General features: G+C 61.4%; 14 protein-coding genes. 10 read left to right on the forward strand and 4 right to left on the reverse strand.

Annotated elements, in window-relative coordinates:
* Positions 1-751: hydroxyacylglutathione hydrolase (gene gloB, locus EKA13_RS13470; RefSeq protein WP_065759896.1), on the reverse strand; the 751-nt coding region annotated here is incomplete at its 3' end.
* 82 nt (positions 752-833) lie between these two features.
* On the opposite strand from gloB, the gene EKA13_RS13475 reads away from it, so the two are divergent.
* The 4 genes from EKA13_RS13475 (at position 834) to EKA13_RS13490 (ending at position 5,311) form a co-directional block, all read left to right on the forward strand.
* On the forward strand, positions 834-1,592 hold the full coding sequence (locus tag EKA13_RS13475; protein WP_065759897.1) for a methyltransferase domain-containing protein: 759 nt from the start codon (positions 834-836) through the stop codon (positions 1,590-1,592).
* A 42-nt stretch (positions 1,593-1,634) separates the two neighbouring features.
* Complete coding sequence (gene rnhA / locus EKA13_RS13480; RefSeq protein WP_065759898.1) at positions 1,635-2,081, forward strand: ribonuclease HI; 447 nt, start codon at positions 1,635-1,637, stop codon at positions 2,079-2,081.
* Between the two features lie 145 nt (positions 2,082-2,226).
* Positions 2,227-2,970 (forward strand): DNA polymerase III subunit epsilon, encoded by a 744-nt coding sequence (gene dnaQ / locus EKA13_RS13485; RefSeq protein WP_065759934.1) that lies wholly within the window; start codon positions 2,227-2,229, stop codon positions 2,968-2,970.
* Between the two features lie 85 nt (positions 2,971-3,055).
* A complete protein-coding gene (locus EKA13_RS13490) occupies positions 3,056-5,311 on the forward strand; it encodes an Orn/Lys/Arg family decarboxylase (protein ID WP_065759899.1) in 2,256 nt (751 codons plus the stop codon).
* A gap of 6 nt (positions 5,312-5,317) precedes the next feature.
* Here EKA13_RS13490 and EKA13_RS13495 read toward each other — a convergent pair whose 3' ends face one another.
* Positions 5,318-5,536: a hypothetical protein gene (locus EKA13_RS13495; protein WP_065759900.1), complete on the reverse strand. Its 219-nt coding sequence runs from the start codon at positions 5,534-5,536 to the stop codon at positions 5,318-5,320.
* Between the two features lie 147 nt (positions 5,537-5,683).
* Between EKA13_RS13495 and EKA13_RS13500 the strand changes: the two genes are divergently transcribed.
* The gene (locus EKA13_RS13500; protein ID WP_065759901.1) at positions 5,684-6,238 is read left to right on the forward strand and encodes an NADPH-dependent FMN reductase; all 555 of its coding nucleotides are present in this window, start codon (positions 5,684-5,686) and stop codon (positions 6,236-6,238) included.
* A 38-nt stretch (positions 6,239-6,276) separates the two neighbouring features.
* On the opposite strand, the gene phnX is transcribed toward EKA13_RS13500, so the two are convergent.
* Both phnX and EKA13_RS13510 read right to left on the reverse strand, forming a co-directional pair.
* On the reverse strand, positions 6,277-7,104 hold the full coding sequence (phnX, locus tag EKA13_RS13505) for a phosphonoacetaldehyde hydrolase (RefSeq protein WP_065759902.1): 828 nt from the start codon (positions 7,102-7,104) through the stop codon (positions 6,277-6,279).
* Positions 7,105-7,152: 48 nt separating this feature from the next.
* A complete protein-coding gene (locus EKA13_RS13510; protein WP_065759903.1) occupies positions 7,153-8,262 on the reverse strand; it encodes a 2-aminoethylphosphonate--pyruvate transaminase in 1,110 nt (369 codons plus the stop codon).
* 112 nt (positions 8,263-8,374) lie between these two features.
* On the opposite strand from EKA13_RS13510, the gene EKA13_RS13515 reads away from it, so the two are divergent.
* The 5 genes from EKA13_RS13515 (at position 8,375) to EKA13_RS13535 (ending at position 14,082) form a co-directional block, all read left to right on the forward strand.
* Positions 8,375-9,238, forward strand: coding sequence for a LysR substrate-binding domain-containing protein (locus tag EKA13_RS13515; RefSeq protein WP_065759904.1), 864 nt, complete (start codon positions 8,375-8,377; stop codon positions 9,236-9,238).
* Positions 9,239-9,308: 70 nt separating this feature from the next.
* A complete protein-coding gene (locus EKA13_RS13520; protein ID WP_065759905.1) occupies positions 9,309-10,325 on the forward strand; it encodes an AraC family transcriptional regulator in 1,017 nt (338 codons plus the stop codon).
* 115 nt (positions 10,326-10,440) lie between these two features.
* Positions 10,441-12,093 (forward strand): acyl-CoA synthetase, encoded by a 1,653-nt coding sequence (locus tag EKA13_RS13525; RefSeq protein ID WP_065759906.1) that lies wholly within the window; start codon positions 10,441-10,443, stop codon positions 12,091-12,093.
* An 11-nt stretch (positions 12,094-12,104) separates the two neighbouring features.
* Positions 12,105-12,872 (forward strand): SDR family NAD(P)-dependent oxidoreductase, encoded by a 768-nt coding sequence (locus EKA13_RS13530; protein WP_065759907.1) that lies wholly within the window; start codon positions 12,105-12,107, stop codon positions 12,870-12,872.
* A gap of 16 nt (positions 12,873-12,888) precedes the next feature.
* Entirely contained in the window at positions 12,889-14,082 is a 1,194-nt protein-coding gene (locus tag EKA13_RS13535; protein WP_065759908.1) for an acetyl-CoA C-acyltransferase, read from the forward strand.
* The last annotated feature ends 7 nt before the right edge of the window (positions 14,083-14,089 follow it).

Here is a 14,089-nt window from a genome sequence, read left to right on the forward strand (position 1 = left end):
CAGCAAAAACAGTACTTGGAGAGGCGCTTGGGGTGCCATTCCGTTCGTCCACTTTTTCTTTAACGGATGTTTCACCGGTGCGCAAAAAGGGGTTCGTCAGCTTCTCCAGTGCCAGCGTGGAGGGTAATGTGATGCGATCGTGTGCTCGAAACTGGGTAACGTCGGCGAAGCGTTGGGCAATATGCGGGTTTTGTGGTTCCACCGCACAGGCAAAGCGCAGGTTGCTCAGGGTGTATTCATGTGTGCAATAGACCAGCGTCTCGGCTGGCAGGGCTGCCAGGCGTTGCAGTGACTGGTGCATTTGCTCGGCAGTGCCTTCGAACAGGCGACCGCAGCCAGCGGCGAATAGCGTGTCGCCGCTGAACAGTAGCGGTGTTGGTGTCTGGCTACTGTAATAAGCAATATGCCCCAGTGTATGACCGGGCACTGCCAACACCTGGAACGTCAGGCCCAGCACGTGCAGGCGGTCGTTGTCGTTCAGGGCCAGGTCGCGGGCCGGGATTGGCTCTGTAGCCGGGCCGCACACCCGGGCGCCGGTGGTCGCCTTGAGCGTTTCGATGCCGCCGACATGATCGTGGTGGTGGTGGGTGATCAGAATGTCGCTCAACTGCCAGCCAGGGTTATGGTCGAGCCAGGTGAGCACGGGGCCGGCGTCCCCCGGATCGACGACCGCACAACGGCGGCTGGCAGGGTCCTGCAACAGCCAGATGTAATTATCGGAGAAAGCGGGCAGGGCATCGATCTGTATCATGGTGCGATTCGCCAAGCGTGGGACATTGGTGCATCTTAGAGGCTATGGGGTTCCACGAGAACCCGGCAAGCGGGAGAGGGCTATGACCGACAAAGCGTTCGCTCAGGCTGATCCGGACTGGCTTGAGCTGATCAGTCTGGCGAGAGACTGGTTCGGCGGGCCATTGGGGCAGTTGTTGCTCAAAGAAGAGCAGCGGCTGCTGGAGGAGGAACTGGGGCGTTACTTCGGTGGCTACCTGGTGCATTACGGCCCTTGTGCCGAGGCTCCGCCCAATGCGCCGCAAGTGCAGCGCAATGTGCGCCTGGGCGCGCCGTTGCCAGGGGTGGAGATTGTCTGTGAAGAGCAGGCCTGGCCGTTGAGTGAGCACGCCGCTGATGTGGTCGTGCTGCAGCATGGGCTGGACTTCAGCCTTTCGCCGCACGGCCTGCTGCGCGAGGCCGCCAGCAGCGTGCGCCCTGGTGGGCATTTATTGATCGTCGGTATCAACCCCTGGAGTACCTGGGGAGTGCGTCATTTCTTTGCCCATGATGCCTTGCGCAAGGCGCGCTGCATCTCGCCCTCTCGCGTCGGCGACTGGTTGAACCTGCTGGGCTTCGCGCTGGAGAAACGCCGCTTCGGGTGCTATCGTCCGCCGCTCGCTTCCGCCGCCTGGCAACAGCGCCTGGAAGGCTGGGAGCGCTTGGCCGGCCGATGGCAGGGTGTCGGCGGTGGTGTCTACCTGTTGGTAGCGCGCAAAATGGTGGTTGGCCTGCGGCCGCTGCGCCAGGAGCGTCGCGAACCCATGGGCAAGTTGCTGCCCCTTCCGATGGCCAAGGTCAACCGACGCAATTCCGAACCCTGAGCGTGCAGGCTCGGGGGCAATTACTGATGAAAAAGGCTGTACATGAGCGAAAGCGTCGAGATCTACACCGATGGTGCCTGCAAGGGTAACCCTGGCCCCGGTGGCTGGGGCGCCCTGCTGATTTGCAAGGGTGTGGAAAAGGAGTTGTGGGGGGGCGAGCGCGAGACGACCAACAACCGTATGGAGTTGATGGCCGCCATCCGTGCGCTGGAAGCCCTCAAGCGCAGTTGCGAAGTGTTGTTGGTCACCGACTCGGAATATGTCATGAAGGGCATTAACGAGTGGATGGTCAATTGGAAGAAACGCGGGTGGAAAACCGCTGCCAAGCAACCGGTGAAGAATGCCGACCTGTGGCAGCAGCTTGACGAACAGGTCGGTCGGCACCAGGTGACCTGGAAGTGGGTGCGCGGCCACACTGGCCATGACGGCAACGAGCGGGCCGACCAGTTGGCCAACCGCGGTGTCGACGAAGTGCGCGGTCTGCGCTGAGCGTAAATCGGTCCGGCAAATGCCTGGGAGCTGAGGTAGAATTCCCGGCTTTCCCAATTGAGCACCCTGTCACTGTCGGCTTGGCCGGATCAGCGACGGGGTGCGGTTTTCTAGATGTGCGCGGCAGGAGATCACCGGCGTGGAGATGCATAACAACAGGTCGGTAGTGCTGGATACCGAAACCACCGGTATGCCGGTTACCGACGGTCACCGGATCATCGAGATCGGTTGTGTCGAGGTGATTGGTCGGCGTCTGACGGGCCGCAACTTCCACGTTTACCTGCAACCGGATCGGGAGAGTGACGAGGGCGCTATCGGCGTTCACGGCATCACCGATGCGTTCCTGATTGGCAAACCGCGCTTTGCCGAAGTCGCCGATGAATTCTATGAATACATCAAGGGTGCGCGGCTGATCATCCATAACGCGGCGTTCGACGTTGGTTTCATCAACAACGAATTCGCCTTGGCCGGTTACGCCGACCGCACTGACATCACCCAATACTGCGACGTGCTCGACACCCTGATGATGGCGCGGGAACGTCATCCGGGGCAACGCAACAGCCTTGATGCCTTGTGCAAACGCTACGGTATCGACAACTCCGGCCGCGACTTGCACGGCGCGTTGCTTGACTCCGAGTTGCTGGCAGACGTCTACCTGGCCATGACCGGCGGGCAGACCAGCCTTTCGTTGGCTGCCGACGGTGCTGAAGACAGTAACGGCAACAGCATTCAGGGCAGCGAAATTCGTCGGTTGCCGGCTGATCGTCAGCCTGGACGAATCATTCGGGCTAACGCCAGCGAGCTTGAAGCCCATCTTGCCCGCCTGGAAGCGATCGCCAAGTCCGCGGGTGGTCCGTCGTTGTGGCAACAGATGAACGAGGCGAACTGAAGTCGTTCCTGCACACTGGCGGCAACCTTCTAACCTGTGAAGTGAAAGGCTCTTCGGGCCTGTCGTTTCCGGGGTGGGGTGGCGCATGTACAAGGATCTTAAGTTTCCCGTTCTGATCGTTCACCGCGATATCAAGGCTGATACGGTTGCTGGCGAGCGCGTACGCGCCATTGCCCAGGAGCTGACGCAAGACGGCTTTGCGATTCTTTCGGCGGTGGATTACGCCGAAGGACGTTTGGTGGCGTCCACTCACCATGGCCTGGCGTGCATGCTGATCGCTGCCGAGGGTGCCGGGGAGAATACTCACCTGCTGCAGAACATGGTCGAGCTCATTCGCCTGGCGCGGCTGCGTGCGCCACACCTGCCGATCTTTGCCTTGGGCGAGCAAGTGACGCTGGAGAATGCGCCGGCAGAAGCCATGAGCGAGCTGAACCAGCTGCGCGGTATCCTCTACCTTTTTGAAGACACGGTACCGTTTTTGGCGCGGCAGGTGGCACGGGCTGCGCACAATTACCTGGACGGGCTGTTGCCGCCGTTCTTCAAGGCATTGGTGCAACACACTGCGCAGTCCAACTACTCCTGGCATACGCCGGGTCACGGCGGCGGCGTGGCGTATCGCAAAAGCCCGGTGGGCCAGGCGTTCCACCAGTTTTTCGGTGAAAACACCTTGCGCTCGGATCTCTCGGTGTCGGTGCCGGAGCTTGGCTCGCTGCTCGATCACACCGGGCCACTGGCTGACGCTGAAGCGCGGGCTGCGCGCAACTTTGGTGCGGACCACACCTTCTTTGTGATCAACGGCACCTCTACGGCCAACAAGATTGTCTGGCATGCGATGGTCGCTCGCGATGATCTGGTGCTGGTTGACCGCAACTGTCACAAGTCAGTGTTGCACGCCATTATCATGACCGGTGCAATCCCTTTGTACCTGTGCCCTGAACGCAACGAACTGGGCATCATCGGGCCGATCCCGCTGAGTGAATTCAGCCGCGAGTCGATTCAGGCCAAGATCGACGCCAACCCGCTGGCGCAGGGCCGCGCGCCGAAGGTGAGAATGGCCGTGGTGACCAACTCGACCTATGACGGCCTGTGCTACAACGCCGAGCTGATCAAGCAGATGCTCGGCAACAGTGTCGAGGTGCTGCACTTCGACGAAGCCTGGTATGCCTATGCGGCGTTTCATGAGTTTTTCGCCGGGCGTTTCGCCATGGGAACGTCACGCAGTGCGGACAGCCCGCTGGTGTTCAGCACCCATTCGACCCACAAATTGCTGGCAGCCTTCAGCCAGGCTTCGATGATCCATGTGCAGGATGGCGGGGCTCGGCAGTTGGACCGAGACCGTTTCAACGAAGCGTTCATGATGCATATTTCCACGTCGCCGCAATACAGCATCCTGGCGTCGCTCGACGTGGCGTCGGCGATGATGGAAGGCCCGGCCGGGCGTTCTTTGCTACAGGAAATGTTCGATGAAGCGTTGAGCTTCAGGCGGGCCCTGGCCAACCTGCGCACGCATATCGCCGCCGATGACTGGTGGTTCAGTGTCTGGCAACCACCACGGGTCGAAGGTGCGCGGGCGGTGGCTACTGCTGACTGGCTGCTGCAGCCGCAGGCCGCATGGCACGGGTTTGGCGAGGTGGCCGATGACTATGTGCTGCTCGATCCGATCAAGGTCACGCTGGTCATGCCGGGCCTGACTGCGGACGGTGCGCTGGGCGAGCACGGGATTCCGGCGGCCGTGGTCAGCAAGTTTCTCTGGGAGCGAGGGCTGGTGGTGGAAAAGACCGGGCTCTATTCCTTCCTGGTGCTGTTTTCCATGGGTATTACCAAGGGCAAGTGGAGCACCTTGCTGACCGAGCTGCTGGAGTTCAAGCGCAACTACGACGCCAATACCGACTTGCTCGAAAGCCTGCCGTGCGTGGCAAACCTGGACCCGTCGCGTTACCAGCGGTTGGGCCTGCGTGACCTGTGTGACCAGTTGCACGACTGTTACCGCAGCAATGCCACGGCCAAGCAACTCAAGCGTTTGTACACCCGTTTGCCAGAGGTGGTCATGAAACCGGCCGACGCCTACGACAAACTGATCAGGGGGGAGGTGGAGGCGGTGCCCATCGACCAATTGATCGGGCGTATTGCCGCCGTCATGTTGGTGCCGTACCCGCCGGGCATACCCTTGATCATGCCGGGTGAGCGCTTCACCGAGGCGACACGCTCAATCATCGACTACCTGGCCTTCGCGCGGGCTTTCGACACCGGTTTTCCCGGCTTTGTCGCGGACGTGCATGGGCTCCAGCATGAAGACACCGCCCAGGGGCGGGTCTATACCGTCGATTGCATTACGCCCTGAATGGGCTCAGGGGATGCGGATGATCTCCACACCGCTTTGCACCAGTTCAAAGCGGTCCTCACCCAGGTGGTTGACCCGGTCACCGATCGCCAGGCGGTAGGTGGTAACGGGGAGCGAGGCGGCAGTTCCATCGGCCTGCAGGGTAGATTCCTGGAACTCATGTACAGGGTAGATACGTCCTTCAGCATCCCGTGCATGAAATTGTCCGACCAGTACTGCTGTCATTTAACGTGCAACCTCTGAAATAAAAATGCGCTGTCAGCCATAGACCGCTGTAACTGCGGGGAGTTTTGCCAGTGTAGAAAAAAACTGAGGAGCTGCACTGATCGTCTATACCTAAAATTCCCTATGTTTTTCAGGTTGGAGAGCGCTATGAGTCCGGTCTATTCAGTTGCGGTGCTGGTGGGCAGCCTGCGTAAGGAGTCCTTGAATCGCAAGGTCGCTCGCGCGCTTGCCGAGTTGGCGCCCCCCAGTCTCAAATTGAGTATTGTCGAAATTGGCGGGCTGGCGCTGTACAACGAAGACATTGATGGCACGCCACCCGCTGCCTATACGGCTTTTCGTGAGCAGATTCGCAATAGCGATGCACTGTTGTTTGTGACACCTGAGTACAACCGTTCGGTCCCAGGTGTGCTGAAAAACGCCATTGATGTGGGTTCACGGCCCTACGGGCAGAGTGCCTGGAGCGGCAAGCCGGGCGCGGTAATCAGTGTGTCGCCGGGTGCGGTGGGGGGCTTTGGTGCCAACCATCATTTGCGCCAGTCGCTGGTGTTCCTCGACGTACCTTGCATGCAGCAGCCCGAGGCATATGTAGGCGGGGCGGGGAGCCTGTTCGATGAACATGGCAAGCTTTCGGAGAAAACCCGGCCGTTTCTGCAGGGGTTCATTGACAGCTATGCGCGCTGGGTCGCGCTGCATCAGCGTTGAGGTGAGGCCGGCTCCTTTCAGGAGCCGGCACTGCGCAGTCAAACCGCTTGCGGCATCTCACCTCGGGCCAGACGCTGGTTGATGTCAGCGATCACGCCGGGTAACTCATTGATAGTGTCGATCAGGTAGTGCGGGCGCGAACCTTCGAACATCGCATGAATGCGTTTGCGCTCGGCTTCCAGCGTGTTCGGGTCGAGGGCGCGATAGCCTTCGTAGGTCAGGCCCAGGGCGTTGCCGGAACAGACCAGGGCGACGGTCCACATGCCGGCGCGGCGGCCTTCGAGGATGCCTGGCACGGTGTCATCGACCTTGACGCATGCAGCGACGTCGTCGATGCCCAAGGCAATCACGTTGGCCAGCGCTTGCGCCGGCCAAGGGCGTCCATTAGGGGTTTCGTCAGTGGCCACTACGTGGTCGGCAACATAGCCGTTCTTTGCCGCCAGTTCGACCACCTTGTCCATCACCACTTTCGGATAGCCCGAGCACGAGCCGATCTTCAGGCCGTTCTGACGCAGGCCGGTGAGGGTGTCCAGCGCGCCGGGGATCAGTGCCGAATGCACGGCGATCTTCTCGATCTGCAGCGGCATGAAACGCTGGTAAATGGCGGTCACGTCATCATCGGTCGGGGTGCGTCCGAACACCTTGCGGTAGCGCTCGGCAATCTGCGGTTGGTCGCAGAGGGTGCGGATATGGTCCCATTTGCCCATGCCCATCGGGCCGCGGGCTTCCTCGATAGAAACCTCGACGTCGAACTCGGCAAAGGCTTCGACGAAGATCTGCGTAGGTGCAAAGGAGCCAAAGTCGACCACGGTGCCGGCCCAGTCGAGGATCGCGGCTTGCAGGTGTGTTGGGTTTTTGTAGTTCATCGGTGAATTCCTTGATCGGTCATGCCATCGGGCGGATTGAAAACGGCTTCAGATATCCAGCACTTCCATTTCGCGCAGCACTTCGGCAATGGCGTTGACGGCGGCGCTCATGCCGTCCGGGCCAACACAGCCGATGCAACCGACGCGGAAGGTTTCCACTTGGGTGAGCTTGCCAGGGTAGAGGATGAACCCCTTGGCCTTGACCCGCTCGTAGAAGTCTTTGAAGGCGTAGCGTGCATCACGAGGGGCGTGAAAGGTGACGATGATCGGTGCCTGGATGTCTGCCGGCAGGAAGCTGCGCAGGCCAATGGCGGCCATGCCATCGAGCAGGGTTTTGCAGTTGCTGGCGTAGCGCTGATAACGAGCGGGCAGGCCACCTTCCTCGTTGTACTGCAGCAGGGCTTCATGCAGGGCCGCGACCACATGGGTGGGCGGGGTGAAGCGCCATTGGCCGGTCTTGGCCATGTAGCTGTGTTGATCGTGCAGGTCCATTGCCAGGGAATGCGAGTTGCCTTCGGCAGCGGCCAGCGATGCCTGGTTGGCGAATACGAAGCCCATGCCCGGCACACCTTCCAGGCACTTGCCGGAAGCGGCGATCAGGGCATCGAAGGGCACTTCGCTGGCGTCGATCGGCAAGGCTCCAAACGAACTCATGGCATCGATGATCAGGCGCTTGCCGTGGTTGGCGACGACCCGGGCGATGTCGGGCAGCGGGTTGAGAATGCCGGTACTGGTTTCACAATGAATCAGCGCCACGTGGGTGATGCTGGCGTCGGCTTGCAGCAGGCGGTCGACATCGGCAGCCGTGGTCGGCTCGTCTTCTGCGGTTTCGAACGTGCTGTAGGCGCGCCCTAGTACTTTGCAGATTTTTGCCAGGCGCTGGCCGTAGGCGCCGTTGATCAGTACCAGCACTTTACCGTCGCGCGGTACCAAGGTACCGATGGCTGCTTCCACGGCGAAGGTGCCGCTGCCTTGCAGGGGAACGCAATGGTGTGTCCCGGCGCCGTTGATGATGGCCAGCAGTTGTTGGCACAGGCTGGCGGTCAGTTGGTTGAAGTCACGGTCCCACGAGCCCCAGTCCACCAGCATTGCTTGCCGTGTACGGGCCGAAGTGGTCAGGGGGCCAGGGGTCAGCAGGATCGGAGCGGCAGTACTCATGGTGGTGGTCCTCACAAACTGTGGGCTGAAGGTACGGGGCTTAAGTTGCAATTCCGCGCGCCATCAATCAAATTGTTTGTTGTTATGCCAACTATAAGTGGGGCCGATACTGATGAACCTGTTCCAGCTCCGCGCCTTTGATGCCGTGGCCCGTGAAGGCAGTTTTACCCGGGCCGCCAATCGCTTGTTCATCAGCCAGCCAGCGGTCACCGGGCATATCAAGGCACTTGAAGAGCATTACCAGATCACCTTGTTGCGCCGTACGGCGCGCCGGGTGGAACTGACCGAGGAGGGCACCCGCCTGGCGGCGATCACCCGTGCCATGTTCAGCCTGGCTGAAGAGGCCCAGGCGATGCTTGAAGCCAACCGGCAGTTGCTGACCGGGCGCCTGGAAGTGGCCGCAGACGGCCCGCACCGGGTCATGCCGATGCTCGCGCAATTGCGCGCCCGCTACCCGGGCATTACGGTCAACCTGCGCCTGGGCAATGCTCAGGAAACCCTTGCGGCGTTGTTGTCCGAACATGCCGATGTGGCGGTACTGACCGAGGTGGAACCGCGCAAGGGGCTGTATTTGCAGAGCCTTGGGCCGTCGCATATCTGTGCACTGATTCCGGCCGGGCATGAATGGGCTGCCAGTACTGCGCAGTTGCCCATTGACCAGTTGGATAAACAGATCATGGTGCTGCGCGAGCCCAGTTCGATTACCCGGCGCACCTTCGATCAGGCGTGCAGCGAAGCGCAGGTGCAGCCCAGGGTCCTGCTGGAACTGGATAGCCGCGAAGCAGTGACCGAAGCCGTGGCGGCAGAGCTGGGTATCGGCATTGTCGCCTCGGTCGAAGTCAGCCACGACCCGCGTGTTGTGGCCCGGCCGATTGCCGGCCCGGGGCTGATCAACCAGCATATGCTGGGTTGTCTGGAACGGCGCCGTGAGCTTCGGCTGATACGGGCATTTCTGGACCTGGCACAGCAGGGCTGAAACGAGCGTTTTCGCTGGCGGAGCTCTAAGATGTCGACCGGCAACCTCAAGGGAAGGTGAAGTACAAGCGATGACGGAGAAAGACACGATCTCCATGCAACTGGTGCGTGAGGCCCTGTTGCAGAGTTGTGCAGCAGGCAGCGCCACGAGCGAGGTACTCAAACGGGTCGGCATCGACCCGCAGCAGTTGGGCCAGCTCGATGCCCGTGTGCCGGCCAGTGCCTATGCGCAGCTATGGCGGCTGTTGGCGCGACGTTGTCACGATGAGTTTTTCTGCATGGACCCGCGCGGCTTGCGCAGCGGCAGCCTGGCATTTTTGTGCCGTTCTTCCATGGCGCAGCCCACGCTGGGCGCCGCGCTGGAGTCGGCGCTGAGCTTCCTGTCATTGATGCTGGAGCACCTGCAACCGGTGTTGGTGCGCCAGCAGAGCCTGGCCGAAATCGTGGTCGGCGAACCTGAAGATGCACCTCGTCGGGCGTTTACCTACTTCACCTTCTGGATGATCGTTCATGGTGTCGCCTGCTGGCTGGCAGGGCGGCGTATTCCGATCCTGGCTATCGAACTGCGCTGTACCGAGCCGGACTTCTGCGACGACTACCGGGTGATGTTTTCCGAGAACCTGCAGTTCGGTCGCCCGCGCACGCGGATGATCTTTGCGGCCGAGTGCCTTGATCTTCCCGTCAGGCGCAGCGTCGATGAGTTGCAGCGCTTTCTGGCCGAAGCGCCCGCCAACATCCTGGTCAAGTACCGCGACCCGGCCAGCCTGGCGCGGCGTATTCGCCACGACCTGCGCGCGCTGCCCGCTGCTGCCTGGCCCGAGACCGAAGCCTTGGCCCAGCGCCTGTGCATTTCCGCCTCGACGTTACGGCGGCGCTTGGCCGATGAAGGGCAGACCTATCAGGGCTTGAAAGACAGTGTGCGCCGGGAACTGGCGATCACCTGGTTGGCCGAAGCCGACGTCAGTTTTGCTGACATTGCCGCGCGCCTGGGGTTTGCCGATACCAGCTCGTTCTACAAGGCATTCCGCAAATGGACCGGCAGTAACCCGGGGCACTACCGCAGCCTGATTCTTCTGCCGACCGACTGAGTGGCCAAACCAGTCATCCAGATTGCGCGCTTTGACCATTGCCGCAGGCAGTGACCAGCGCGACTATCAACAGATCATTCGTTTATTCCAAAAATAAGAAACGAGGAGTCTGGTGATGCGTGAATACAGCGTGGCTGCGGGCAGCTTCAACTATCAGCAGGCCGCCGACGAGGCCCTTGCAGGTAACCTTGAGGCGCTCAACGCCTGTGTTGAGTGCTGTGACCGACATGCCCAGGACGGGCGTATTGCGTTGAACTGCGAAGACCGTGACGGTAACAGCACGCACTACAGTTTTGCCGATCTGCAGGCCCGCGCCGCGCGGTTTGCCAACGTGCTCAAGGCTCAGGGTGTAGGCCCCGGCGACCGTGTGGCGGGTTTGTTGCCACGTACCGCAGAACTGCTGGTGACGATACTCGGTACCTGGCGCCTGGGTGCGGTGTACCAGCCGCTGTTCACCGCATTTGGCCCCAAGGCGATCGAGCACCGACTGGAAAGCTCCGGTGCCAAGGTGGTGATCACCGACCGCAACAACCGCAGCAAGCTCGATGACGTCGAGGGTTGCCCGCGGATTATCTCGGTGCTCGCTCAGGCTGACTCCGGCGACCTCGACTTCCATACCGAACTCAATGCTGCGGCGAGTGAATGCGAGCCTGTGCTGCTGAGCGCCGACGCACCGTTTCTGCTGATGTTCACCTCCGGCACCACCGGCCCGGCCAAGCCGCTGGAAGTGCCGCTGCGCGCGATCGTCGCGTTCCAGGGGTACATGCGCGACGCCATCGACCTGCGCCCGGAAGACGCTTTCTGGAACCTGGCCGACCCGGGTTGGGCTTACGGGCTCTACTATGCGGTTACCGGCCCGCTGTCGCTGGGCCACGCGACGACCTTCTTCGATGGCCCGTTCAGCGTTGAAAGCACCTGCAAGGTGATCAAGAAATACGGCATTACCAACCTCGCCGGTTCGCCAACCGCCTACCGTATGTTGATTGCTGCCGGTGAGGACTTTTCGGCGCCGATCAAGGGCTGCCTGCGGGTGGTCAGTAGCGCTGGGGAGCCGCTCAACCCAGAAGTGATCCGCTGGTTCGCCGAGCAGTTGAATGTGCCTATCCATGACCACTATGGCCAGACCGAGCTGGGCATGGTCCTGTGCAATCACCATGGTCTTGCGCACAAGGTGCATATGGGCGCCGCAGGTTTTGCCGTTCCAGGGCATCGCATTGTCGTGCTGGATGAGCAGCAGCGTGAACTGCCTGCCGGGCAGCCAGGCATTCTCGCCGTGGACCGTGAGCAGTCACCACTGTGCTGGTTCGCGGGTTATCACGGCCTGCCAACCAAGGCCTTTGTCGGCAAGTACTACCTGAGTGGCGACACCGTCGAGTTGAACGACGACGGCAGCATCAGCTTCGTCGGCCGCAGTGACGACGTGATCACCACCTCCGGCTACCGGGTTGGACCGTTCGACGTCGAGAGCGCCTTGATCGAACACCCTTCGGTGGTCGAGGCCGCGGTGATCGGCAAACCCGACCCGGAGCGCACTGAGCTGGTCAAGGCGTTCGTGGTGCTGGGGAATGGCCACAGCGCCAGCCCCGAACTGGCCGAAACCCTGCGCCAGCACGTGCGCCAACGCCTGTATGCCCATGCCTACCCACGTGAAATCGAATTTGTCAGCGAGCTGCCGAAAACCCCGAGCGGCAAGCTGCAGCGCTTCATCCTGCGCAATCAGGAAATCGCCAAACAACAAGCCGCGCTGGGTCAGACTGCCAGCGCCTGAGGAACCCGAACATGCACATTGCCAATAAAAACTTCATCGTCAGCGGCGCGGCCTCCGGGCTGGGCGCGGCCACCGCCGAAATGCTCATCGAGGCCGGTGCCCAGGTCATGCTGGTCGACCTCAATGCCGAGGCTGTAGCGGCCAAGGCGCAGGCCCTTGGCCCCAAGGCACGTTACGCGGTTGCCGATATCAGCCAGGAAGCCGCCGCCAAGGCTGCAGTGGATGCCGCAGTTGAAGCCTTTGGTAGCCTTCACGGGCTGGTCAACTGTGCCGGCGTGGTCGGTGCCGAGAAGATCCTCGGTAAACAGGGCCCGCACGGCCTGGACAGCTTCAGTCGGGTGATCAACATTAACCTGGTCGGTAGCTTCAATTTGCTGCGTTTGGTTGCGGCGGCCATGGCTGAAACTGAGGCCGGTGCCGAGGGTGAGCGCGGAGTGATCATCAACACCGCATCCATCGCTGCCTATGATGGCCAGATCGGCCAGGCAGCCTATGCTGCCTCCAAGGGCGCCATCGCCAGCCTGACGTTGCCGGCGGCCCGTGAACTGGCGCGGTTTGGTATCCGCGTGATGACCATCGCCCCAGGCATCTTCGAGACCCCAATGATGGCGGGCATGCCTCAGGAAGTGCGTGATTCGCTGGCTGCAGGTGTGCCGTATCCGCCACGCCTGGGGCGTCCGCAGGAATACGCGGCGCTCGCCCGTCACATTATCGAGAACAGCATGCTCAACGGCGAAGTGATCCGTCTCGACGGTGCGCTGCGCATGGCTGCCAAGTAATCAGAGAGTAACCATCATGACCCTCGCCAACGATCCAATTGTCATTGTCAGCGCCGTGCGTACCCCGATGGGTGGGCTGCAGGGTGACCTGAAAAGCCTGACGGCCCCGCAACTCGGTGCTGCAGCCATTCGTGCGGCCGTAGAGCGCGCCGGTATTGCCAGCGATAGCGTCGAGCAGGTGTTGTTCGGCTGTGTACTGCCTGCCGGTCTTGGTCAGGCGCCGGCCCGTCAGGCAGCCCTCGGTGCTGGCCTGGACAAGGGCACTACCTGTACAACCCTGAACAAAATGTGTGGTTCGGGCATGCAGGCCGCGATCATGGCCCATGACCTGCTGCTGGCCGGCAGCGCCGATGTGGTGGTGGCCGGCGGCATGGAAAGCATGTCCAACGCGCCGTACCTGCTGGACAAGGCCCGCAGCGGTTATCGCATGGGGCACGGCAAGATCATCGATCACATGTTCTTCGATGGCCTGGAAGATGCCTACGACAAGGGCCGCTTGATGGGCACCTTCGCTGAGGATTGCGCCGAGAAGAATGGCTTCAGTCGCAAAGCCCAGGACGATTTTGCCATTGCCTCGCTGACCCGCGCCCAGCAGGCGATCAAGGACGGCAGCTTCGCCGCCGAGATCGTTCCGGTCGAAGTCACCGTGGGCAAGGAACAGCGTCTGATCAGTGATGACGAACAGCCGCCCAAGGCGCGCCCGGACAAGATCCCGCAACTCAAACCGGCCTTTCGTGACGGTGGTACCGTAACGGCGGCCAACTCCAGTTCGATCTCCGACGGCGCAGCCGCGCTGGTGCTGATGCGCCGTTCCCAGGCTGAGCAACGTGGCCTCAAGCCGCTGGCAGTGATCCATGGTCACGCAGCGTTCGCTGACACGCCATCGCTGTTCCCGGTTGCACCGATTGGCGCCATCGAAAAGCTGATGAAGCGCACCGGCTGGAACCTCGGTGAAGTCGATCTGTTTGAAATCAACGAAGCCTTTGCCGTGGTTACCCTGGCTGCCATGCAAGCGCTCGAATTGCCCCATGACAAGGTCAATGTCCACGGTGGCGCTTGCGCCCTTGGCCATCCGATCGGTGCGTCGGGTGCGCGGATTCTCGTCACGCTGCTCTCGGCCCTGCGCCAGAAAGGCCTGCGCCGAGGTGTGGCGGCGATCTGCATCGGCGGCGGTGAAGCCACGGCCATGGCCGTTGAATGCCTGTATTGAGGTCCAC

It is taken from the genome of Pseudomonas defluvii, assembly GCF_001695625.1.
GTDB lineage: Bacteria > Pseudomonadota > Gammaproteobacteria > Pseudomonadales > Pseudomonadaceae > Aquipseudomonas > Aquipseudomonas defluvii.